The sequence below is a fragment of the Streptomyces sp. CHD11 genome (assembly GCF_018638295.1).
GTDB lineage: Bacteria > Actinomycetota > Actinomycetes > Streptomycetales > Streptomycetaceae > Streptomyces.
Genome location: NZ_JABTTS010000040.1, coordinates 25,201 through 47,299 on the forward strand (window position 1 = coordinate 25,201; position 22,099 = coordinate 47,299).

Genomic DNA, 22,099 nt, shown 5'->3' on the forward strand with positions numbered 1-22,099 from the left:
CAAGTAAAAGAGTGGCGTAGCCTCGTCCGCATGAACGCCGAGGAAGAGCCCCCGATGGACGGGGCTTCACTGGGGCATGAGCTGAGCCTGTGGGTGGTGCTCTTCCATGACGCCGTCGCCGCCCACTTGGGCGTCAACGCAACCGAACACAAGGTCCTCGACCTCATCGGCCGCCATCCCGGCGTCAGCCCTACCCAACTCGCCCAGGAGACGGAACTGAGCCATGCGGCCATCACAAAGATCACTAATCGCCTGGTTGAGCTCGGCTACGTCCGCAGGGAGCGCGACCCTTCTGACGGCAGGAAGTTCGCCCTCTTCGCGACCCCGGAGCATCGGCGGTCCATGACCGGCGTGATGGCACCGCTGCTCGATGGCATGGCTCACGTCACCAGTGAGCTCACCGAGTCCGAACGCGAGACGGTCAGCCGATGGCTCATTGGAACCGTCACGGCCCTCCGCGAGGCCACGACAATGATCCGCACCAACCACAACAGCCCCGCTGTGCCCAGCGATCAGGACTCTCACAACACGCCCTAGTGCATCAGCTCGGAGTGAGGGTGCTCCGGCGCTGCCGGACAGACGTAGAGCTGCTGGTCGTAGCCGCTGCCGATCTGGACGGCGGTCGGTCGCCTTGGAGCGGGGTTGGTGCCGCGGGACCCGACGTGGGCATCGCCGGGGACGCGACCGCGGTCGTGCACCTCAATGCCTTGGGCACGGAAGAAGCCGATCACGGCCTGACCCCCGGGCCCGGTGTGGCGGGAGGGCGGATCGGTGTGTTCCCGGTCTTCGCACACGTCGTTCGGGAGCCAGCTGCTGTCGTTGTCCTCGAACGTGGCGATGGTGAGCAGGGCATCCATGTCGCTGCCGCAGGCGGGGCAGAGCCGGGGGGTGGGGTCGGTGGCACCCCAGCGGGGCCAGCCGCCGACTTTCCAGCCGGGTGCGCCGGCCAACTCACGGTCGTAGAACTCCTCCGGAGACGACGCGTAGTCGTCCACATCCGTGACGGCTGCCTGCCATTCGCTCCAGGCCTCGAGCCGCTCCTGGAACTCCTCGCTCAACTCCAGGTGGTCGGGATATTCGGTGACCTGCTCCGGGTTGAGCAGACACGGCTCGGGCAGGTAGCCGTCGAACTGCACCGCGGGCGGCTCGGGGGGCGTGGTGAGAATGTCGGTGACCGTGGCTGCCGACCGCCAGAACAGCGCGGTCCTGGGCATGATCGGGTGATCGAAGGGACACCACAGGACTTGGAGCAGGTCTGCTCCTTCAGGGGCGCGCAGATCGGGCACGTCCCGCAGGTACAACTGGGCGACCGGCAGCATCGCTATGGACCCCTCGTACGATGCGACGGCCGACCTCAGCGGCAACTTCCGAGGAGGGCGGATGCGCTCCAGGGCCTCTCGCTCCTGCGGGGTCAGGTCCCTGCCGCGCGAGGCGGCACGGATCTGCCGTTCCAGCCTGAGGTCCGCCGGGGACAGAGCCTCGTTCACTCCGTCCGCCACATGGGGCCCGTCACAGTGCGGCCACGGCTCGTCGGCGGGCCAGAGCAGCGGTCCGCCGATGGAACTGTCCTGCGGCGACGGAGACCCGGGACGGGGGTGCAACCGAGTCGCCGTGCGCGCCAGCGGCGCCAGCTGAGGGAAGACCGCGGTGACGTCGAACGGCCGCGGTGGGGTGGTCGGGGGGCTGTTCATGGCTGCGATCCTGCCAACCCGGTCTGACAACGCTCGCAGCTACCTCGGAGTACCTCGGAGCTCCCCAGGCGAAGCCCGAGTTCGGTGAGAAGGGTCGTCAGCTTCCTGTGCCGCTGACGAACCATCACCGGGGTGTCATTCCTTGTCGGCGCGGTGAGGGCGAGCCAGGCCGACACCGACGCTGCGGGCTCAACGAGACCCCTCACATGTCGCAGCACCGGGTCGCGGCACTAACCTGCGCTGGTGACCGGAACCGAGCTGGATGAGCTGATCGTTGCCGACGGTGCGGCGCTGCGCGCGTGGCTGCTGGACAACCACACCGCCTCTCCCGGCGTGTGGCTCGCCCTGACCAGGAAGGGCGGCTCCGTCACTACGCTGACCTGGCAGCGGGCGGTCGACGAGGCCCTGTGCTTCGGCTGGATCGACGGGCAGGCCCGCAAGCGCGACGAGGAGAGTTCCTGGAGGCGGTTCACCCCGCGCCGGCCCCGCAGCGTCTGGTCCCAGCGCAACGTCGCCAACGTGGCCCGGTTGGAGGCGGCCGGGCTGATGCTGCCCGCCGGCCGCGCCGCGGTGGACGCCGCGAAGGCCGACGGGCGGTGGACGGCCGCCTATGCGCCGTCATCGGAAGCGGAGGTGCCGGCCGACCTGCGGGCCGCGATCGCCGCCGACCCGGCGGCGCAGGCGATGTTCGAGGTCCTCACCAGAACCAACCGCTTCGCCCTCATCAACCGGGTCAACGCCGTCAAGCGGGCCGAGACGCGCACCCGGAAGATCGCCGAGTGCGTGGCGATGCTGGCCCGGCACGAGACGGTCCACCCGCAGCGAGCCAGGCCGGCGGACCCGCCGACGTCGTGACCGGGCGTCCGCCAGGACGGACGAACCCACGCTGTTGAGCGGAGATGTCCTCGGAACTCCGTCTCGTCCGCTTCGAGAAGCGTGAAGGTCTCCGCCGGGTGCGGCCGTCCAGAATTCCAGCTTCGGATCAGGCTGGTCGATCGGAGGCATAGCGGGCGAGCGTGGTCTCCACCGCTTGCTCGACGGCGTAGCGGATGTCGGAGGCTGTGGGGTTCCAGTCGGTCAGCAGCATGCGGGGCCACAGGACGTAGTTGGCGATCATCCCGAGGAACTGGTTGGCGGCGCTCTCGGCGTCCGGAACGTCGGCGTTGCCGGCCTCGTGCTCCGCCTCCAGGTAGCGCTGGACAGAGGTGAAGTAGGGCAGCTTGCCGAGCTGGAACTGCATCCGTCCCAGTTCGGGGAAGCGGGGCAGCTCGGCGATGACGATGCGGAACAGGGCTGTCATGCCGGGCCGGCCGATCAGGTCGGCGTAGCGGTGGCCGATGGAGGTCAGGCCGGAACGCAGATCTCCGGCCTGCGGTGGCACGACGGCGCCGGTGGCGTCACGCTGCCATGACTCGGTGACGATGGCCTCGAAGAGGGCTGCCTTGGTGGGGAACTGCTTGAACAAGGTGGACTTCGAGACTGCCGCCCCTTCGGCAATGCGCGCGAGGGACGTGCCGTCGTAGCCATGGTTCAGGAAGAGGTCCGTGGCCGCGGAGATGATCGCCTCACGCTTCTGCTGGGCGAGACGGCGGTGGTGTGCGGAGAGCTCTGCTGCCATGCGTGCAGTATGCCCCAGATCCGAGGCGAGTCACTTGACTCGCCTCTTTGGGGCTGTCTACGCTGCGATGAAAAGGCGAGTCAAGCGACTCGCCTCGGATGGCGGTACCCGATGTCCCTCCGGTGCCGCGTGATGAGGGAGTGGCTGATGACAGCCGACAGGATCGCTTTGGTGACCGGTGCGAACCGTGGCCTGGGCCGGAGTACGGCTCTCGCGCTGGCGGCGCGCGGGGTGCGGGTCGTGGTCACTCATCGCGGTGATGTGGCCGGGGCCGGGGAGACGGAGCAGCAAGTGCACGCTGCGGGTGGGACCGCCGCTGTCGTGCGTCTCGACATCAGCGACGTCTCCTCTTTCGGAGCCTTCACTTCCGAGCTGAGCGGACTGCTCGAGCGCTGGGGGGCTTCGCGGCTCGATATCGTGGTCAACAACGCGGGGGTGGGTGTCTTCGGCCCACTGGAAGCTGTCACGACCGACGACTTCGACACGGTGTTCGGCACGAACGTGCGGGGCACGTTCTTCCTCATCCAGTCGCTCGTGCCGCTGCTGGCGAAAGGCGCCCGCGTCATCAACGTCTCGTCGTCGTTGACTCGCCACACCAGCCCCGCGACCTCGGTCTACTCCGCCTCGAAGGCCGCCGTCGAGGCCCTGAGCCGCACTCTGGCCGCAGAACTCGGCCCCCGAGGTATCCGGGTCAACTCCATCGCCCCGGGGCCGACCGCCACCGACTTCAACGGCGGTGCCATGCGGGATGACGCCGGTATGCGCCAGGGTCTGGCCGGGCAGACCGCGCTCGGCCGCGTCGGCGAACCCGAGGAGATCGGCGACGCCATCGCCACGCTGGCGTCCGACGGCCTGCGCTGGATGACCGCCCAGCGCATCGAGGTCTCCGGCGGCGCCCTCCTGTGACCGACCGGGCGAGTCCGTCTCGGGTCACAGGCAACGGCGCGCCGGATTCATTCCCCGCCGGTCTCGCTTCATCCAGCTCCGACGCGTCCGGGTTGCGCAGCGGGCGCAGGGCGCAGGCGGCCGGCGGCCGGGGCGCCGGGGCGCCGGCGGTGAAGCTGTAGCGGCCGAGTAGGCACCCCCGTGCCCGCCTTCAGGTGTCCTGGAAGTCCTCGTCCTCGCCGAGGCGTTGGTCGAGGTCGTTCGTCCACTGGCGGGCCCATGTCCTGAGCTGCGTGATCTGCTCCCCGGTGAGGTGGTAGGCGGCGAACTCCTCGTCGTCGTACCACTCGGCGCCGGCCAGGCGGTCACGCAGGTCCTCGCGGCGGAACTCGTCGCGGCCGTGCCGTTCGCCCAGCCGCTCGAGTTCGGTGGCCGTGTGGTGGGCGGAGGCGGCGTGGACGTCGATCAGGTCGCGGACCGCGCCGCGGTCGGCGAGGGCGCGGACCTTGGTGCCGATCACGTCGTCGAGGGCGAGGACCGGGCCGTAGGCGGTGGTGAGCGGTGCGGCCCACAGGTTCTCCTTGAGGACGTCCACCGCGCAGTCCTCGCCGGTGTCCGGGTCGGCCGCGAGGAGGCGGGCGGACAGCGGGTCGACGCCGATCACCGTCACGCGCCAGCCCCGCTCCGTCAGGGCCCGGCGCAGATGCTCGGCGATGTCCGCCATGGGGGCGGGGTTCTCCGTGGCGACGTCGAGGTCCTGACTGAGCCGGTTCACCAGCCCGTGTGCCTGGACGGCGTAGCCGCCGGTGATGACCAGCGGGTAGGGCGTGCCGATGGTGAGGACGTCCGACAGGAGGCGGCGGTGCAGGTCGCTGAGGTTCACGCGGCGGCGGACGCCTCGTGGGCGAGCTCGGGGAAGGCATCCTCCCACACGTCGCGGATGTGCCTGCTGACCAGGGTGCGCAGCGCGGGCCACTGGGATGCGAGCAGGTCCCGGTTCAGGAAGGCGAGGAGGTCCTGGCGCCGGCCCTCGGCCAGGACGGTCCGGTAGAGGCTCATCCGCTGGCGCGGCCGGTCGAGGTCGTACGCGCGCAGGCCGGACCAGGCGACATGGAGCGGGAGCTCGACCTGCCCGTGCGCCGGTCCGGTCAGCTCGTCCAGGCCATCAGGCAGACGGCTCGCGTACCGGGCGCGCAGCACGTCTGCGGCGGAGGGTTCGAGCGAGCGGGAGTGCTGCGGATCCATACCCCGCATTATCCCCCGGCTGTACGTGTCCGTCGAAGACCGGGCGGGAACCGGAACCGGACTCCGGCTCCGCCGGCCCGGGGCACTTCGGCGCGTGACCGCGTTCCGCGTCTGTCGGTCGGTTGCTCAGGTCCGGGGCCATGAGCCCGGCTCCGGGCGCGGTGGTGTGTGCTCCGTCGCGAGCGACGCGGCGGGCGGCGGTGGGCGGCGGGGCGTGTCGAGGGAGCGTGGGCGTTGCTATGTCACTTCGCCGGCGCCGTGACCAGGCGGACGAGGGTGTCGACGAGTTCGCCGGCGGTGGTGTGCCACTTGTCCGTGTCGAGGTGGCCGCTGAGCTCCATGCCCGCGATGCCGTGGGCGCTGGTCAGCAGCAGGGCTCCGTAGGGCCGTGCGTTCCGCTCTCCCACGAGGGCGGCGACGATGTCCAGGAACTCGTCCTGGAAGCGTTCGGCCGCGCGGTCGGCCACGGCCGGGTCGCCTTCCGGCCCGCACAGCTGACGCCGGATGCGGTCCATCCCGTCACCGAGTTGCCCGGGAAGGTTCGCGCGCCGCCTGAACAACACCTGGTACAGGTGCGGTTGGTCCCGGCCGACGTCGATGAGGGCGTGCAGAGCGCCGCGCAGCTTCTCGGAGGCGGACAGGGCCGGGTCGGTCCGCAGGGCGTGCACCTGGTCGCCGATCCGTTCCCAGCCTTCGGCCGCGACGGAGGTCAGCAGGCTGTCCTTGCCCGTGAAGTGCCGGTACGGCGCTCCCCGGGTCACGCCTGCCCGCGCGCCCACCTCGCGCAAGGTGACCGCTTCGGGGCCGCCGAGGTCGAGGAGCTCGGCGGCCGCGTCGAGCAGAGCACGGCGGGTGGCGGCTGCGGACTCCGCACGTGTGGTCATGGCACTCACCCTACAGTTGACGGCGTCATCTGAACCAGTACAGTAGCCAAGGTGACAACGTCATCTGAAACCCAGAAGCTGATCGTCGTGACCGGAGCCTCCACGGGCATGGGCGCGTCGGCCGCCCGCGAACTGGCGCGCCGGGGATTCCACGTCCTGGCCGGCGTGCGACGCGACCGTGACGCCGACGCCATCCGGTCGACCGGCATCGAGCCGGTCATCCTCGACATCACCAAGTCCGAGCAGGTGGAGGCACTCGCCGCGCGGGTCGCGGACAACCCGCGCGCGCTGCACGCGCTCGTCAACAACGCCGGCGTCCAGGTGAACGCCCCGGTCGAAACCCTGCCGATGACGGAGTGGCGGCGGGTCTTCGAAGTCAACCTGTTCGGCCACATCGCCGTCACCCAGGCACTCCTCCCCGCACTGCTGCGCAGCAAGGGCCGCGTGATCAACATCAGCTCGGTCGGCGGCACGGCCGCCATGGCCACATACGGTGCCTACGCGGGCGCGAAGTTCGCCCTGGAGGCGGTCAGCGACTCGCTCCGCCGCGAGGTCGCCCCGCTGGGCGTACAGGTGGTCGTGATCCAGCCCGGCGGCGTCCGTACGGAGCTGGCCGCCCGCGGGGTCGAGGCGGCGAACGATCTGGCCGTCCGGATGACGCCGGAGCAGGACGAGCGCTACGGCAGCCTGGTCAAGGCGAACAACAGACTGATGGTCACGGGCACCGCATCGGGCCTGACCGCCGACGCCGCCGCCCAGGTCATCGCGAAGGCCGTGACAACCCGCAAGCCGCGCACCCGCTACACCGCCGGCCGGGACGCCGCCCTGATCACCCGCCTGGTCCGGATCCTGCCCGACCGCACACTCGACCGCGTCCTCGCCGCCAACCTGCGCCGCCACCACCCGAAGGAAGCCGTCGGCTGACGAGGTTCCACGAACGGCTCCGTCCCCTGGTGCGGCCACCGGTGGGAAGACACGGCCCTCGAGGCACGACCCACGCCCTGACCGAGTGACCGATTCACGGTATTACGATCTAAAGTGACCACATGCCGACTTCGATGCGTGTGATGGAACTCGTCCGCTTCGGTGACGCGGACACCGCGTTCGCCACCCGAGAGCTGCCGAGACCCACTCCCGGACCCGGCCAGGTGCTGGTGCGCGTGGAGGCCACGTCCGTGAACCCTCTCGACCTGCAGACCCGGCGCGGCGACTACCGTGACCAGGTGGCGCTGCCCGCGGTGATCGGCAACGACGTGTCCGGCGTGGTGGTCGAGACCGGACCCGGGGCAGGCGACTTCCAGACGGGCGACGAGGTCTGGTACCTGGCGCCGATCTTCGCCGGGCAGGGAACCTACGCCGAGTTCCACGTGGTCGACCAGGCCCTGGTCGCCCGCAAACCCGCGGCGTTGTCGCATGTCGAGGCCGCCGGTCTCGCCCTCGTGGGCGTGACGGTCTGGGAGGCGCTGGTCGAACGCGCCGGGACGCGGGTCGGGGAACGGGTCCTGGTGCACGGCGGAGCGGGCGGGGTCGGCTCGGTCGCCGTCCAGCTCGCCGGCGCGCTGGGAGCCGAGGTGGTGACCACGGCACGGGCGAAGGATCACGAGTTCGTCACCGGGCTGGGAGCCGACGTCGCGATCGACTTCTCGACCGGTGACTACGTGCCGCAGGTCCGCGAGCTGGGCGGAGTGGACGTCGTCCTGGACACGGTGGGCCGGGACACCCTCGCCCGCAGCCCGGAGGTCCTCGCCGACCGAGGCCGCGTGGTGTCCATCGTGGACATCCCCGAACCTCAGAACCTGCTCGCCGCGTGGGGCGTGAACGCGACCTACCACTTCCTCTTCGCCAGCCCGGGCCGGGCGAAGCTCGAGGCACTCGGCCGGCTGGTCGACCGGGGCAAACTCCGCCCGGTGGTCGGCGCCGTGGTACCGCTGGCCGACATCGCGCAGGCGCACACCCTGCTGGAGGGCGGCTCCGTCGAGGGCCGCAGCCGCCCACGCGGCAAGATCGTCGTCGCCGTGCACCAGTGAGTGTGCGGGGTGGTGTCAGCGGGCCTCCTCACCGGCCCGGTGCCTCCCGGTGCTCGGGGCGGCCCCAGAGGGGGACGGCGTCGAGGGGGTCGTCCTTGCTGATGTCGATGGTGCCGTCGGGCCGGTTGTAGACGTCGTCGGCGAGGGTGGAGTCCGCCGTCCAGTCACCGGCCGTGTTGCGCTCGGAGAGCGGGACCAGGGCCTCGGCCATGTCGGTGTTCGGTCCCGCCCGCAGGCTGTGGGAGGTGACCTTGAGGCCGTTGATCAGGGACACGCCCGCGGCCTTCGCGCGGGCCTTGACCATCTCGTTGACGGCCCGGCCGGTGAGGAAGAGTCCCCGTACGGTCGCGTTGTCCCGCCGCTTCAGGTTGCCCCCGGTGGTCAGGGCGCGGAAGAGCGGCTTGGCCGGCTGGTACGCGGGCTCCCCGCCCGGCGGGTTCTGCTGGTGCGCGGTGGGTTCCCGCAGCTCACGGAGATCGGCGAGCCAGGCCCGTACCCGGGCGACGGTCCGCAGGTCGGCGCGGTCGCGGACGAACCGCCAGCGGCCCTTGCCCTTGCGCCGGGTCTTGCTCATCGCGGTCCACACCCACACGCCGTCGGTGTCCACGCGGATCTGCTTGACCAGCAGGTTGGTGACCTCGACGGAGCGGTAGAGCATGCCGTACTGCAGGACGAGCATGGCCGCGTCGCGGCGCCCGATCCGGGTGCTCTCGTCGATCTGCGCGAGCACCTTGACCAGGTACTTCAGGGTGAGTCCGGCGGACTGCTCCTTCTCCCCTCCGGCCGGGAGGAACTCCTCGAGGCGGTAGTCCTCGATCAGCTCGCGGACGAGGGAGGCGTCCGGCCGCTCCCCCTTCGGGTACCAGGAGACGATCCGGGAGCAGTAGGCGAGCAGGGTGTCCGGACTGTACGTGCCGCCGTCCGGTCTGCCCGTCTCCATGAGGTGGCCGAAGTACGCGGCGACGTTCGCCGTGGTGGTCGTGGGACGGGCGGTCCGGCCTTCGTTCACGCACCACTGCTCGAACCGCGTACGCGTGGAGTCGCGGTTGACGCGGGTGTTGCGGGCGCCGCGTTCGGCGATGCGTCTCCTCACACGGTCGGGGACGATGAAGTCGGCGGCGGTGAAGGCGGGTTGGTCGTCGGTGCGCGGGGGCAGCTCGCCCTCGGTGAGGATCGTGTGCCGGGTGACGCGATACAGGGGCGGGGCAGAGGAGTCGGCGCGGGCCGCGGGCAGGAGCCGTTCCTCCGGCCGTTCCTCCGGCCGCTCCTCCTCGGCGACGATCTCGGCGTCGTAGACGACCTCGGTGCCGTCGGCGTCGTGGGCGTCGTCCTCGTCCGGTTCGGTCGCCTCCGTGGCTGTCGTCGTCACGCGCGTCCTCCGTCCGTCCTGACTGTTCCTCACTACCTCGTATTCTGCCAGGAATAGGAGGTAAGGACAGCCTGACCCCGCCGCCGGGAACAGGCGAGTCCGATCGCGCTACTGTGGGCCCTCACGTCTGATCGACCTCTGTCCATGTCTGTTGTAACGGAAGCTCCATGAAGATCACCGTCACGGTCGAGGAACCGACCGACGCGTTCCGAAGCGAACTGATGGAACTGCTCAGCCGGCACGCGGCCGCCGTCGAGATCGACGCCGGCTGGACGCCCGGACGGGCCGAGCGCTACTACCGGGCGCTGCCGCCCCGCGCCGCCCGCATCATCCGCGAGGCCGCGCAGCGCGGCGGATACGTGCCGGCCGACGCCCTCCGCGAGGACGGCAAGGCTCTCCGCGGGCATTCCGGTCCGCTGACGACCACGCTTCTCAAGGGGGTGAGGGAGGGCTGGCTGCCGCAGGGTATCGAGCAGCCGCTGATCTACCACGGTCCCGGTTACGGCCCGGTGGTGGGCTACCAACTCCGGGACGACGTACGGGACTTCTTCACCCTCGCCGTCGCCAGAGCACCGGCACCGGCACCGGCACCGGAACGCTGAGTATCAGGGCCTGCCGCCGGAACGCGGGGGATGGTCGTTCCGGCGGCAGGTCCGGTCAGAGGGCGCTCAGGACGGCCGCCGAGTTGAAGCCGCCACGGCCGCGGGCCAGCACGAGGGCGTGACGGACGCCGGTCTCCCGGGCGGTGGTGACGAGGTCGACGGGGCAGTCGGGGGCGGGCCCGGTGGTGCCGGTCGTCGGCGGGATGACCTGGTCGCGCAGGGACAGCAGGGCGGCGGCCACGTCGAGACCGGCGCCGCCTGCCAGCAGCCGTCCGGTCATCGACTTGGGCGCGGTGACGGGTACGCCCCGCGGGCCGAACAGGGCGGCCAGCGCCTCCGCTTCGGCACGGTCCGCGGCGCGTGCGCCGGCCGCGTCCGCGAAGACCACGTCGATCTCGTCGGGGCGTACCCCCGCGTCGGTGAGGGCCAGCCGGGCGGCGTCGCCCAGGCGCGGGGTGCCGGGGCCGTCGAAGGTGGCCGCGTACCCGGTGAACGCGCCGTAGACGCGGGCGTCGCGCTCGCGGGCGGCCACGGCGTTCTCCAGGACGAACAGCGCGCCGCCCTCGCCGACCACGTGACCGCCGGCCTCCGGGTCGAAGGGCAGGTAGGCGCGGGCGGGGTCGGCCACGTGGCTGAGTTCGCCGGCGGCGAGGTGGGCGGCCCAGCCCCACGGGCACAGCGCGGAGTCGACGCCGCCGGTCACCATCAGCCGGGCGCCCTTGCGGATCTGGCGCCGTGCGTGGGCGATCGCGTCGAGGCCGCCGGCCTGCTCGGCGACGACGACGCCGCTGGAGCCGCGCAGACCGTGCCGGATGGAGATCTGACCGGTGTTCACGGCGTAGAACCAGGCGAAGGACTGGTAGGCGCTGACGTGCTGGCCGCCCTTGGACCACAGGGCCTGCAGTTCGCGCTGCCCGAACTCGAAACCGCCCGCGGAGGAGGCGGTGACCACGCCCGCGCCGTACTCGGGCAGTGCCGAGGGATCGGTGCCGGAGTCGTCGAGGGCCTCCTTGGCCGCGGTCAGCGACAGCCGGGTGACCCGGTCGGTCTGCGGCAGCAGCCGGCCGGGCAGGTGCTCCTCGTCGACGAAGCCGGGGACCTCGCCGGCGATGCGCACCGGATAGCGCGAGGCGTCGAAACGGGTCACCGGCCGGATGCCGCTCTCCCCGCGCAGGGTCGCCGCCCACCAGACCTCGGTGCCCAGCCCGTTGGGGGCGGTGACACCGATGCCGGTGACGACGGAGCCGGTGGTGGCGGGTGCGCCCCGCCGCACGGCGGGACGGTCCAGTGTGGCCGTGGTCATGCCGTCTCCTGAAGTCGCGGCCGGGTCAGGACGATGGCGCTCTGGAAGCCGCCGAAACCGCTGCCGACGCTGAGGACGGTGTCCGTGCGCTGCTCGCGCGCGGTCAGCGGGGTGTAGTCGAGGTCGCAGGCCGGGTCGGGCTCGTGCAGATTGGCCGTCGGCGGCACGGTGTTGTGCTCGATGGCCAGGGCGCTGGCGGCCACCTCGAGCGAGCCGATCGCGCCGAGCGAGTGGCCGATCATGGATTTGATGGAGCTGACCGGGACCCGGTGCGCGTGCGCTCCCAGGCTGCGCTTGAACGCGGCGGTCTCGTGCCGGTCGTTCTGCTTGGTGCCGGAGCCGTGGGCGTTGACGTAGTCGACGGCGGTGGCGTCCAGGCGGGCCTCGTCGAGCGCCGCGCGGATCGCCTCGGCCATCTCGGCGCCGTCGGACTTCAGTCCGGTCATGTGGTACGCGTTGCTGCGGCCGGCGAACCCCGCGATCTCCGCGTAGACATGGGCGCCGCGCCGGCGGGCGTGCTCGAACTCCTCCAGGACCAGGACGGCCGACCCCTCGCCGAGGACGAAGCCGTTGCGGGAGCGGTCGAAGGGGCGCGAGGCCGTCTCCGGCTCGTCGTTGCGCGGGCTGGTCGCCTTGATGGCGTCGAAGCAGGCCACCGTGATCGGTGAGATCGGCGCCTCGGTCGCGCCGGTCACCATCACGTCGGCGCTGCCCTCGCGGATCAGGTCGACGGCGTGGCAGACGGAGTCGATGCCGGAGGTGCAGCCGGTGGAGACCAGCGAGACGGGGCCCTGGGCGCCGACCGCGCCGGCCACCTCGGCGGCCATGGAGCTGGGTACGAAGTAGTCGAAGAGATGGGCGACGGCCCGGGTGTGGTCGACCTCCCAGGCGCTGCCGTTCTCGCTGACCACGCCGTACTCGTTGTCGAGGCCGGTGGTGCAGCCGACGGCACTGCCGAGGGTGACGCCCGTGCGCAACGGGTCCAGGGCGCCGGTCAGTCCGCTGTCCTCGACCGCCTCCGCCGCGCTGACCAGGGCGAACTGGGCGGCGCGGTCGAGGCGGGCGGCCTCGGCGGGCTCGAATCCGTGGGCGGCGGGATCGAAGTCGGCCTCGGCGGCGATACGCGACCGGAACGTGCTCGCGTCGAACAGTGTGATGCCGCGCGTGGCGGTACGGCCCGCGGTCAGCGTGCTCCAGAACGCGCGGGTGCCCACGCCGCCCGGGGCCACGACCCCGATGCCGGTGATGACGACCCGCCTCATCGGTTGTCCCTCACAGTTGTCCTCCAGATATGAGCCCAGGTACGCGCCGGGTGCGCCGCACCACGCGGCAGGCGCGCCCGATCAGTCGGGGTGCGTGCGGGCCGCGGACGAAGAAGTGGTCGCCGGGGACGGTGCGCCGGACGAACGGGCCGGTGGTCCAGCGTGCCCAGCCGTCCAGTGCGACCGCGCCGACGACGGGGTCGTCCCGGCCGCCGACGGCCAGGACGGGTACCGGGAGGGGGCCGTGCGCCTCGTCGGCGAGCGCGGCGGCGCGCAGGGCGTCGGCGAGCAGGAGGTCGTCCCGCAGTACGGGCAGCACGGAGCGGTACCAGAGGCTGCCGGGGGCGGCGAGCACGCCGCCGGGTGCGGCGCCGAGGTCGGTCGCGAACCGCAGCAGCCGTTCCTCGGTGATGCCGGGAAGGCCGGTGCGGCCCGGGAGATCGGTGATGTCGTCGTGGCGCAGCGCCGCCGTCTGGGGCGGGGGGCCGGCGCCGACGGCGAGGAGGGCGGGTGCGGGCAGCCCGCGGTCGATGAGCGCCCGGGCGAGGGTGTGGGCGACGATGCCGCCCAGGCTGTGCCCGTACAGCACGTACGGGCGGCCGTCGGCGACCTGGTGGGCCAGCGGGCCCAGGAGTGCGGTGAGCAGTGCCTCGCGCGAGGTCGCCCGGGCCTCGCGGCGCCGGGCGCCCCGTCCGGGCAGCAGCACGGGGACGGTGGTGACACCGGGGCCGGTGCCGGTGCGCCAGTGCGTGAACCCGGACACGCCCGCGCCGGCGTGTGCGAAACAGTAGAGCGTGCACGGTGGACCGTCCCGCATGGTGTGTCGCACCTCCTCGTCCGCCGTGGGTGGAGCGCATCGGCTGCTTCCGAGCCTCGCCGACGTACCTGGAGAACGACTCGAATCGGCCACGTGCGCACGCGGTGCCGCGAGGCCGCCGGTGTGCCGACCGGGCCCCGCCGTCCGCCGCCGGTCTCACACCGCGGGCGCCGGGACGGGGTCGGGGGGCGGGACGGAGTCGGGGGGCGGGACGGAGTCGGGGGGCGGGGCGGTTCCCGGCGCGGGCCGGGCGAGCGCGCTCGCGGTCAGGGCCGGCGCGCCGCCCACGTAGGCGGTGGGGTCGAGGAGCCGTTCGAGTTCTTCCACGGTGTGGTGCGCGGTGACGTCCGGCAGGGTGGCCAGTACGTCCAGCAGGGGGCGCCGCTGCTGGTCGGCGGTGAGCGAGGCGCGGGTCAGCAGGTCCTTCGCGCGGGCCCTGCCGAGCTCGGGGGCGAGCAGGGCGGCCAGACGTTCGCTGACCACCTGGCTGCCGGTCAGACGCAGGTTGCTCAGCATCCGCCGGGGGTCCGGGGTGAGTCCCCCGGCCAGCTCCGCGGCCGTCCACGCGGCTCCGCCGGCCAGCCGCAGTGCCTCGCGCAGCAGCAGCCACTCGGCGTGCCACACTCCCGCCGAGCGCTCGTCCTCGGCCACCAGGCACTGGGTGAGCCCCGCGGTCAGCAGGGGCACCTGAAGGGCCGCGCTGCGGATCAGGGTGGACAGGACGGGGTTGCGTTTGTGCGGCATGGCGGACGAACCGCCGCGTCCCGCGACGGCGGGCTCGGCGACCTCGGCGATCTCGGTGCGGGCCATGACCTGGACGTCGACGGCGAGTTTACCGAGGGCGCCGGTGGTGAGGGCGAGGGCGCTCGCGGTGTCCGCGACCGGGGTGCGCAGCGCGTGCCAGGGCAGGACGGGCCGGGCCAGCCCGGTCTCGGCGGCGAACGCGTCGACGAGCCGTTCCTGGTAGGCGTCCGGCCCCCGCGTCCCGGCCTGCGGGCCGGCGAACTCCAGGTATCCGGCGAGGGTGCCGGCCGCTCCGCCGAGGGAGACCGGCAGGCCGCGGCGTGCGGCCCGGATCCGGTCGACGGCGTCCAGGACCAGCCGGTGCCAGCCCGCCGCCTTCAGCCCGAACGTGGTGGGGACCGCGTGCAGGGTGAGGGTGCGGCCGGCCATGACGGTCTCCCGGTGCCGGTCCGCGAGCCCGGCCAGCGCGGTGGCCGTGCGGTCCAGGTCCCCGAGGATCAGGTCCAGCGCCCGCCGGCACATCAGCATCGTGCCGGTGTCCAGGACGTCCTGGCTGGTGGAGCCGCGGTGCACGTACTCGGCGGCCCGGCGGTCCTCGGCCGCCACCGCTTCGGTCAGGGCGCGGACGAGACCCACGACGGGGTTGGCGGTCTCCCGGGCCTGCAGGGCGAGGGCGCGCGGGTCGAACCGTTCGGCACGGGCGGCGCGGGTGATGGCGCGGGCCGCGAAGTCCGGGACGGTACCCAGGGCCGCCTGGGCGCGCGCGAGTGCCGCCTCGGCGTCCAGCATGGCCTGGAGCCACGCCGTCTCACCGACGGCCTCCTCCACGGGGGTCCCGGCCCGTACGGGGGAGAACAGTCCGGCGTCCGGGCCGCCGTCGAAGGGGGTCGTCCGCCGTGTCATGCCGTCACCTCCAGCAGGTCCGCCGGGCGGCCGGGCAGCGGGACGGCGGGCCTCGCCGGGGTGAGGCGCAGCACGTGGCGGGCGATGGCGTCGGCGTCGCCGAGGATGACGGAGTCGACGCCCGGACGGATACCGGCCGCCGTCACCCAGTGCACGGACTCGGTGGGGACCCCGTAGGCGAAGCGCCGCGGGTGGGCGCGGCCGCGTGCGTCCACGGTGTGGTACGGGCGCCCGGTGACCGCGAGGCCTCCCGACTCGTAGGCCCCGCCGGCCGCCTCGATCCGGTAGGGCGCCGCCTGACCGGTCGTCAGGAGGTCCCGCAGCAGCGGGTCAGCGGTCTGCCGCAGGTCGGGTTCCGGCAGCCGGGCCTCGATCAGTGCCGGCGCCCGGACGGGCTCTCCCGCGACGTCGTCGGCCGTGGCCTCGAACGCGGCCCGGCCGCCGCGCGTGCTCAGGGAGATCCGGGTACCGGGTCCCAGCAGCCGGACGGTCCCGGCCTCGATCAGCGCGCTCAGCTCCTCGATGCGGGAGACCGGGGGGCCTATGGAGAGGTAGGCGTTGAGCGGGGTGTACCAGCCGGTCAGCTCGTCCCGGTACGACGCGCCGTCCAGGCCCCCGTGGTCGACGGCGAGGCGCACCTCGTTGCGCAGGTCGCGCAGGACGTCGAGTGCCGCCTTCAGCGGTCCGCCGACGTTGCCGGCGCGTGCCTGGCGTATGTCCTCGGCCAGGTGGTTGAGGAGCCAGTGCTGGAAGTCGTCCCGGCCGGCGAAGCGCCGCCCCCGGGTGGGCCGCTGGATCAGGTCCCAGTCCCACCGTACGGCGCGCTCGACGCCGTAGGAGTCCAGGACGCGTGCGCGGTCCTCCGCCGTGGCGGCCCCGAGGTGGGCCGGTACGAACTCCGACGCCTCCCGGGTACGGCCGCGTGTGCGCAGCAGCGTCTCGTAGTAGACGCTCTCCACCTCCGCGGAGATCAGCGGCCACAGGTCGGTGCCGAAGCGGACCGGTTCCCCGTCCAGCCGCCGGCGCCGCAGCCGGTCGATGGCGGCGGCGGTGAGCAGACGCGGCTCGTGACGGCCGGACGGGCCCTTCTCGTTCTCGCCGCGCGCGTGGTGGGGGACGCCCCGCCGGGAGCCGGCGCAGATGTGCGGCTCCCGTCCGGAGGGGAGGTAGACGGTACGTCCCGAGCGGCGGACGAACCGGCCGCCCCGGCCGAGGGTGAGCAGCGCCATCCCGTCGAAGAAGTTGAGCCCCAGCCCGCGCATCAGCACCGTCCGGCCCGGTGGGACGGTGCCGAGGTCCAGGTCGGCGGGGTTGGCCGGGGTGACGTAGGTGAGGCCGTGCCGGGCGGCGGCGCGGGTCCAGGCGGACTCCTCGGCGGAGGGGCGGCGCGGCAGGTGCCCCTGGGCGAGGACCACGGCGTCGAGGCCGCGCAGCCGGGTCCCGTCCGCGAGGGTGAGGACCTGGGGGCCGCCGGGTTCGTCGCCCTGGTCGCGCAGCGCCACGGCGTGGGTGCGGTGCTCGACGATCCGGCAGTGGGCGGGCGCCCGTTCCCTGACGCGCCGGTAGGCGTCCTCGAGGTAGCTGCCGTAGAAGGCGCGCGTGGGGTAGGCGTCCGGCCGCAGGGCCCGTGCCTCGGCCAGGGTGGCGTCCCCGAACCGGCCGCCGGAAGCGGCCGGGACCACGGAGCGGGCCCAGGTGTACAGGTCGGGGCCGGGGTCCACCGGCCCCTCCATCGTCACCGTGTCGTCGGTGAACACCGTCACCTGGGAAGCGACGGTGTTCATCAGCAGCAGCCGCGACTGATCCGCGCGCCAGACCCGTCCGGCGCCGGGCCGGCAGGGGTCCACGAGATGGACCGTGACCCGGCGGGGCGAGGGGCTGACCCGTTCGTTGGCGCAGATCCGTTCCAGCACGGACAGGCCGCGGGGTCCGGCTCCGACGACGCCGATCCGCAGGTGCTCGGTGTCCATCAGGCGTCCTTCGTCGCGGGCGCCGGCGCGGGTACGGGCGCAGGAACGGGCGCGGGAACGGGCGCGGGTACGGACGTCCGGCCGGCGGGGCGGTGGAGGGTGGCGGGCCCGTGAACGGCGCCGGAGCGGAGGAGGCCGCCAGGCGTGTGCAGGGTGGCGGGCCCGTGGAAGCCGCCGGAGCGGTGAAGGCCGCCGGCCTCGTGAAGGGTGCCGGGCCCGTGAAGGCCGCCAGGCCCGTGGAAGCCGCCGGAGCGGCGAAGGCCGCCAGGCCCGTGGAAGCCGCAAGGCGCGGGTACGGACGTCCGGACACCAGGCCGGTGAAGGCCGCCAGGCCCGTGGAGGGTGCCAGGCCGAAGGCGGACGCCAGGCCCGCGAAGGCCGCCACGGCGATGGCGGACGCCGGGCCCGTGGAGGGTGCCGGCCGGGGTGGTGTGCCGGCGGTGGGTGGTCATGGCCGGGGGTCTCCTCGGGTCGGTTCACTGGTGGCGGGCGCCCCGGCCATCCGCACCCGCGGCTCCTCGGCGAGGGCGGCGAGCGCGTCGGCCACGGTCGCCGTGCCGCCCTTCAGGCCGGGCAGTTCGCGCAGCAGCCGGGCGCACTGGGCGACCAGACGCGACGCGTCGCCGTCGGCGAGCCGGGAGCGGTCGTGCACGGCGGTCAGGACGAGGCCGTCGTCGGCGTCCCGGTGGGCGGACAGGGTGACCGGGAACAGGGTCCGGGCGCCGGTCGCACGGGGCCGTCCGACGCTGATGCCCTGGGCGGCGAGGGCGGAGCGCAGTTCGTCGGAGCCGCGTCGCCGGTTCTCGAGGACGATGAGGCTCTCCGCGAGCTTCTCGTCCGCGCGGCGCCCGCTCCACCGGCGGGCCTGCCCGAACGAGACCCACTCGTAGGACCCCATGTCCAGGGCCCGGTCGCGCAGTTCGGCCAGCAGCCGGGTGACGGCCGCGGCGGGATCGACCGTGACGGTCATGGGCAGCGTGTTCATGAGCGGTCCGGGCAGCCGCTCGACGGAGTCGAGGGCGATGCCGCGGCCGGGAACGGTGACGCCGAAGCCCACGGCGGCGGGCCCGGTGGTGTCCGCCGCCCGGTACAGCAGCAGCGCCCACGCCGCCTGGAGCGCGCCGGACTCCGTCGCCGCGCAGGCCGCCGCCCAGGTGCGCAGCCGATCGGCCTGTACGGGGCCGAGGCGGACCCCGGCGCGGCCGGTGCCGCTCAGTCCGGTGGCCGGTCCGGGCGCCGCGGGCAGTACCAGGGCGGCGCCGGGCAGCAGGGCCGAGGACCAGAAGTCACGGGCCGGGGCGGTGTCCTGGCCGGCGATCCAGCGCGCGTAGTCGCCGATGTCGGGGCGCCGTTCGCCGCCCGGCAGCCGGCCGCCCGCGAGATAGGCGCGGTAGAACTCCTGGAGCAGGACCCACACGCTCCAGCCGTCCAGCACGGCGTGGTGGAAGGTGAGCAGCACCCGGACGCACGGAGGGCCGCCGCCCGCGGGGGCTCTCTCGTCGAGGAGGTTCAGCCGCAGCAGGCCCGGACGGGTCAGGTCGAAGCCGCGCCGCCGGTCCCGTTCCCTCAGGGTGCGGAAGCCGACGGAGCCGGCCGGGTGCCGGACGACGTCGACGCCGGCGTGCGTGTGCAGCACCAGGCGTGGTCCGGTCTCCCGGTCGAAGGCGGCGCGCAGGACGGTCTCCCGGTCGGCCACCGCCTGCCAGGCGGCGGTGAACCGGTCGGTGTCCAGCGGACCGCGCCAGCGCCAGTGCAGCTGTTCCACGTGCCGGCCGGGGTCGCGGTGGACGAGCTCGTCGAGGAGCAGGGCGTGCTGCTTCGGGGTGACCGGCACGGTCGTCGGCCCCCGGGGCGTGCCGGTGTCGGGTGCCCGCGCCTGCTCCGGCACCGACGCCTTCTCCGGCTCCGGATCCGGCGGGGTCAGTTCCGCCAGGGCTCGCAGGTCGGTGCTGCCGTCGGGGAGCAGGGGGATGTGCGGCACCCGGTGGAGGCGGGCGGGGACCAGGTGGGAGGGGAGCCTCGACTCCAGGGCGGCCCGCAGCTCGTCCGTCGGGGTGCGCGTCACCAGGTGCGCGACGATCCGCCGGTCGCCGGGCCCGTACCGGACCAGGTGGACGGCCGCGTTCCGCACTCCGGGCAGTGACATGAGGAGGGCGTGCACCTGGCCGAGTACGACCCGGTCACTCATGTCGGTTCTCCCCGGTGTTCGGCGGCAGGACGGGCGACGGGCCCGGACCGCCGTCGTCGGCGCTGCCAGAGGTCTGACGCTCCGCTGCCGGCTGTCACCGCGCCTCACTTCGCCACTGTCATGACACGGCCGGCGGGTCGACTCCCGCTGTTGCGAGGCTCGCGGGCGGCTGGTGCGCGGGCGGGAACGAGGAGGCGGCAGGGGGTGGGACGGGAAGGGGCAGGCGGCAGGGCCGGGGCGCCGCCGTCGGCGGACGACCGCGGCCCGGGGGACTCACGACCCGTTCTCGACCCGTGGTCCAGCGCAGCGCCCGAGGATGCCGCCAGGCGGGGAGGTGAGAGCACCTCCGTTCGGCGTGAGGAGTGCGTGATGCGCAAGGTCGTTTCCCGGGACGGCACGACGATCGCTTACGAGAAGGCCGGCGACGGGCCGCCGATCGTGCTCCTCAACGGATCCTTCCGCGACCACACCATCTTCGACGCGCTCGTCCCCGAGCTGACGCCGCACTGCACCACCTACGTCTACGACCGTCGCGGCCGCGGCGAGAGCGGCGACTCCGCCGAGTACGCCGTCGAGCGCGAGATCGAGGATCTCGGGGCGGTGATCCAGGAGGCGGGCGGGTCGGCGGTGGTGTTCGCCGGATCGTCGGGCGCGAACCTGGCGATCGAGGCGGCGCTCGCCGGCGCCCCGATCTCGAAACTGGCGCTGCACGAGCCGTTCTACCGTGTCGAGGGGTTCCCGAAGCCGCCGTGGAACGTCGCCAAGACGCTCCGTGTCCTCATGGAAGAGGACCGGCGTGAAGAGGCGGTCGAGTACTACCTGGGCAGTTTCCTGGGGCTGACCCCGGACACGGTCGCGCAGTGGCGCCAAGGACCGATCTGGGCGGTCAACGAGGCGAACGCCCACACCCTCGCCTACGACGTGGCGATCTGCGGCGACTGCACCGTCCCCGCCGAGCGGCTCGCCGGGTACACCACGCAGACCCTCGTCCTCAACAGCACCGGCACCAGCGAGTGGCTGCGGGCGGCGGCGCGGGCGACCGCGGCGGCCCTGCCGGGCGGACGGTCGCTGGAACTGCCCGGCTCCTGGCACCGGATCGACATGGACGTGCTCGGCCGGACCCTCGCCGAGTTCGCCACCGCCTGAGAACCGCCGCTCCGGCACGCCATCCCCCATACAGGAGGGCATCACCTTGACCACAGCTCACGCCCCGGCCACCGGGGTCGTCGCCGGAACCGCCGCCCGCGAGGGCGGCGCCACCGTGTGGCTGACCGGGCTGCCGAGCGCGGGCAAGTCCACCCTCGCCCGCGCCGTCGCCCGGCGGCTGCGCGTCACCGGCCGCAGGGTCGAGGTGCTCGACGGCGACGAGATCCGCGAGTTCCTCTCGGCGGGCCTCGGCTTCACCCGCGAGGACCGGCACACCAACGTGCAGCGCATCGGCTTCGTCGCCGAACTGCTCGCCCGCAACGGTGTCACCGCGCTGGTCCCGGTGATCGCCCCGTACGCCGACAGCCGCAGCGCGGTGCGCGAGCGGCACGCGGCGAACGGCACGGCGTACGTCGAGGTGCATGTGGCGACCCCGGTCGAGGTGTGCTCCGTGCGTGACGTGAAGGGCCTGTACGCCAAGCAGGCCGCGGGTGAGCTCACCGGGCTCACCGGTGTGGACGACCCCTACGAGGTTCCGGAGGAACCGGAGCTGCGGGTCCCGACACAGGGCCGGACGGTGGCCGACACCGCCGCCGAACTGCACACCTTTCTGACCGCGAGGGGCCTGGCATGACGGTCGTGGCGCAACCTCCGACGAGGATCCCCGGACACACCGCGGCCGTCCCGCACCTCGACGGCCTGGAGTCCGAGGCGGTGCACATCTTCCGTGAGGTGGCGGGGGAGTTCGAGAAGCCGGTGATCCTGTTCTCCGGCGGCAAGGACTCCATCCTGATGCTGCACCTGGCGCTGAAGGCGTTTACGCCCGCGCCGGTGCCGTTCTCGCTGCTGCACGTGGACACCGGGCACAACTTCCCCGAGGTCCTCGCCTACCGGGACCGCACCGTCGCCCGGCACGGGCTGCGGCTGCATGTCGCCTCCGTGCAGGACTACATCGACCGCGGGGAGCTCCGGGAGCGCCCGGACGGCACCCGTAACCCGCTGCAGACCGTGCCGCTCACCGAGAAGATCCAGAGCGAGGGGTTCGNGCGAGGGGTTCGACGCCGTGTTCGGCGGCGGGCGGCGGGACGAGGAGAAGGCGCGGGCGAAGGAGCGGGTGTTCTCGCTGCGGGACGAGTTCTCCCAGTGGGACCCGCGCCGCCAGCGCCCCGAGCTGTGGAACCTCTACAACGGCCGGCACGCCCCCGGTGAGCACGTCCGCGTGTTCCCGCTGTCGAACTGGACCGAGCTGGACGTGTGGCAGTACATCGCCCGCGAGGACATCGAACTGCCCCGCATCTACTACGCGCACGAGCGTGAGGTGTTCGCCCGCGGTGGCATGTGGCTGACCGCCGGTGAGTGGGGCGGCCCCAGGGACGGCGAGAGCGTCGAGAAGCGGCGGGTGCGCTACCGCACCGTCGGTGACATGTCCTGCACCGGCGCGGTCG

The 22,099-nt window shown here is 73.0% G+C and carries 20 protein-coding genes and 1 pseudogene; 9 read left to right on the plus strand and 12 right to left on the minus strand.

Features of this window, described 5'->3' with window-relative positions; translation table 11 throughout:
* Positions 1–30: 30 nt before the first annotated feature.
* On the plus strand, positions 31–537 hold the full coding sequence (locus HTV45_RS30785; RefSeq protein ID WP_215209196.1) for a MarR family winged helix-turn-helix transcriptional regulator: 507 nt from the start codon (positions 31–33) through the stop codon (positions 535–537).
* On the opposite strand, the gene HTV45_RS30790 is transcribed toward HTV45_RS30785, so the two are convergent.
* Complete coding sequence (locus HTV45_RS30790) at positions 534–1,691, minus strand: hypothetical protein (protein ID WP_215209197.1); 1,158 nt, start codon at positions 1,689–1,691, stop codon at positions 534–536. The genes HTV45_RS30785 and HTV45_RS30790 overlap by 4 nt on opposite strands.
* A 240-nt stretch (positions 1,692–1,931) precedes the next feature.
* Between HTV45_RS30790 and HTV45_RS30795 the strand changes: the two genes are divergently transcribed.
* Positions 1,932–2,546 carry a YdeI family protein gene (locus HTV45_RS30795; RefSeq protein ID WP_215209216.1) on the plus strand — a complete coding sequence of 205 codons (615 nt, stop codon included), beginning with the start codon at positions 1,932–1,934 and terminating at the stop codon, positions 2,544–2,546.
* A gap of 127 nt (positions 2,547–2,673) precedes the next feature.
* Here HTV45_RS30795 and HTV45_RS30800 read toward each other — a convergent pair whose 3' ends face one another.
* A complete protein-coding gene (locus HTV45_RS30800) occupies positions 2,674–3,309 on the minus strand; it encodes a TetR/AcrR family transcriptional regulator (protein ID WP_215209198.1) in 636 nt (211 codons plus the stop codon).
* Positions 3,310–3,456: 147 nt separating this feature from the next.
* Between HTV45_RS30800 and HTV45_RS30805 the strand changes: the two genes are divergently transcribed.
* The gene (locus HTV45_RS30805; protein WP_215209199.1) at positions 3,457–4,215 is read left to right on the plus strand and encodes an SDR family NAD(P)-dependent oxidoreductase; all 759 of its coding nucleotides are present in this window, start codon (positions 3,457–3,459) and stop codon (positions 4,213–4,215) included.
* A gap of 190 nt (positions 4,216–4,405) precedes the next feature.
* Here the strand turns inward: HTV45_RS30805 and HTV45_RS30810 are convergent, their stop codons facing one another.
* The 3 genes from HTV45_RS30810 to HTV45_RS30820 all read right to left on the minus strand — a co-directional run bounded on the left by HTV45_RS30810 (position 4,406) and on the right by HTV45_RS30820 (position 6,323).
* The gene (locus tag HTV45_RS30810) at positions 4,406–5,077 is read right to left on the minus strand and encodes a nucleotidyl transferase AbiEii/AbiGii toxin family protein (RefSeq protein WP_215209200.1); all 672 of its coding nucleotides are present in this window, start codon (positions 5,075–5,077) and stop codon (positions 4,406–4,408) included.
* Complete coding sequence (locus tag HTV45_RS30815; protein ID WP_215209201.1) at positions 5,074–5,439, minus strand: hypothetical protein; 366 nt, start codon at positions 5,437–5,439, stop codon at positions 5,074–5,076. Before HTV45_RS30815 ends, HTV45_RS30810 begins: the two co-directional genes overlap by 4 nt.
* Before the next feature lie 242 nt (positions 5,440–5,681).
* Entirely contained in the window at positions 5,682–6,323 is a 642-nt protein-coding gene (locus HTV45_RS30820; protein WP_215209202.1) for a TetR/AcrR family transcriptional regulator, read from the minus strand.
* Positions 6,324–6,374: 51 nt separating this feature from the next.
* Between HTV45_RS30820 and HTV45_RS30825 the strand changes: the two genes are divergently transcribed.
* Positions 6,375–7,247 carry an SDR family oxidoreductase gene (locus tag HTV45_RS30825; RefSeq protein ID WP_308309793.1) on the plus strand — a complete coding sequence of 291 codons (873 nt, stop codon included), beginning with the start codon at positions 6,375–6,377 and terminating at the stop codon, positions 7,245–7,247.
* Between the two features lie 122 nt (positions 7,248–7,369).
* Positions 7,370–8,350, plus strand: a complete 981-nt coding sequence (locus HTV45_RS30830; protein WP_215209203.1) for a zinc-binding dehydrogenase — start codon at positions 7,370–7,372, stop codon at positions 8,348–8,350.
* A gap of 28 nt (positions 8,351–8,378) precedes the next feature.
* On the opposite strand, the gene HTV45_RS30835 is transcribed toward HTV45_RS30830, so the two are convergent.
* The gene (locus HTV45_RS30835) at positions 8,379–9,719 is read right to left on the minus strand and encodes a tyrosine-type recombinase/integrase (RefSeq protein WP_308309794.1); all 1,341 of its coding nucleotides are present in this window, start codon (positions 9,717–9,719) and stop codon (positions 8,379–8,381) included.
* A 167-nt stretch (positions 9,720–9,886) separates the two neighbouring features.
* Here HTV45_RS30835 and HTV45_RS30840 point away from each other — a divergent pair, with 167 nt between their 5' ends.
* A complete protein-coding gene (locus HTV45_RS30840) occupies positions 9,887–10,321 on the plus strand; it encodes a hypothetical protein (RefSeq protein WP_215209204.1) in 435 nt (144 codons plus the stop codon).
* Between the two features lie 55 nt (positions 10,322–10,376).
* Here the strand turns inward: HTV45_RS30840 and HTV45_RS30845 are convergent, their stop codons facing one another.
* The 6 genes from HTV45_RS30845 to HTV45_RS30870 all read right to left on the minus strand — a co-directional run bounded on the left by HTV45_RS30845 (position 10,377) and on the right by HTV45_RS30870 (position 19,508).
* Positions 10,377–11,624: a ketosynthase chain-length factor gene (locus HTV45_RS30845; protein ID WP_215209205.1), complete on the minus strand. Its 1,248-nt coding sequence runs from the start codon at positions 11,622–11,624 to the stop codon at positions 10,377–10,379.
* A complete protein-coding gene (locus tag HTV45_RS30850) occupies positions 11,621–12,886 on the minus strand; it encodes a beta-ketoacyl synthase (protein ID WP_215209206.1) in 1,266 nt (421 codons plus the stop codon). Before HTV45_RS30850 ends, HTV45_RS30845 begins: the two co-directional genes overlap by 4 nt.
* A gap of 10 nt (positions 12,887–12,896) precedes the next feature.
* On the minus strand, positions 12,897–13,703 hold the full coding sequence (locus tag HTV45_RS30855; protein ID WP_215209207.1) for a thioesterase II family protein: 807 nt from the start codon (positions 13,701–13,703) through the stop codon (positions 12,897–12,899).
* A gap of 156 nt (positions 13,704–13,859) precedes the next feature.
* Positions 13,860–15,350, minus strand: coding sequence for a 3-carboxy-cis,cis-muconate cycloisomerase (gene pcaB, locus HTV45_RS30860; RefSeq protein WP_215209208.1), 1,491 nt, complete (start codon positions 15,348–15,350; stop codon positions 13,860–13,862).
* A complete protein-coding gene (locus tag HTV45_RS30865) occupies positions 15,347–17,320 on the minus strand; it encodes an FAD/NAD(P)-binding domain-containing protein (RefSeq protein ID WP_215209209.1) in 1,974 nt (657 codons plus the stop codon). The genes pcaB and HTV45_RS30865 overlap by 4 nt, the downstream gene beginning before the upstream one ends.
* 448 nt (positions 17,321–17,768) lie before the next feature.
* Positions 17,769–19,508 carry a condensation domain-containing protein gene (locus HTV45_RS30870; RefSeq protein ID WP_215209210.1) on the minus strand — a complete coding sequence of 580 codons (1,740 nt, stop codon included), beginning with the start codon at positions 19,506–19,508 and terminating at the stop codon, positions 17,769–17,771.
* A gap of 369 nt (positions 19,509–19,877) precedes the next feature.
* Between HTV45_RS30870 and HTV45_RS30875 the strand changes: the two genes are divergently transcribed.
* The 3 genes and pseudogenes from HTV45_RS30875 to cysD form a co-directional block, all read left to right on the plus strand.
* Positions 19,878–20,654 (plus strand): alpha/beta fold hydrolase, encoded by a 777-nt coding sequence (locus tag HTV45_RS30875; protein WP_215209211.1) that lies wholly within the window; start codon positions 19,878–19,880, stop codon positions 20,652–20,654.
* Positions 20,655–20,700: 46 nt separating this feature from the next.
* Positions 20,701–21,288, plus strand: coding sequence for an adenylyl-sulfate kinase (gene cysC, locus HTV45_RS30880; protein WP_215209212.1), 588 nt, complete (start codon positions 20,701–20,703; stop codon positions 21,286–21,288).
* A pseudogene (gene cysD / locus HTV45_RS30885) lies at positions 21,285–22,099 on the plus strand (sulfate adenylyltransferase subunit CysD); the annotation flags it as partial. The gene cysC and the pseudogene cysD, both read left to right, overlap by 4 nt.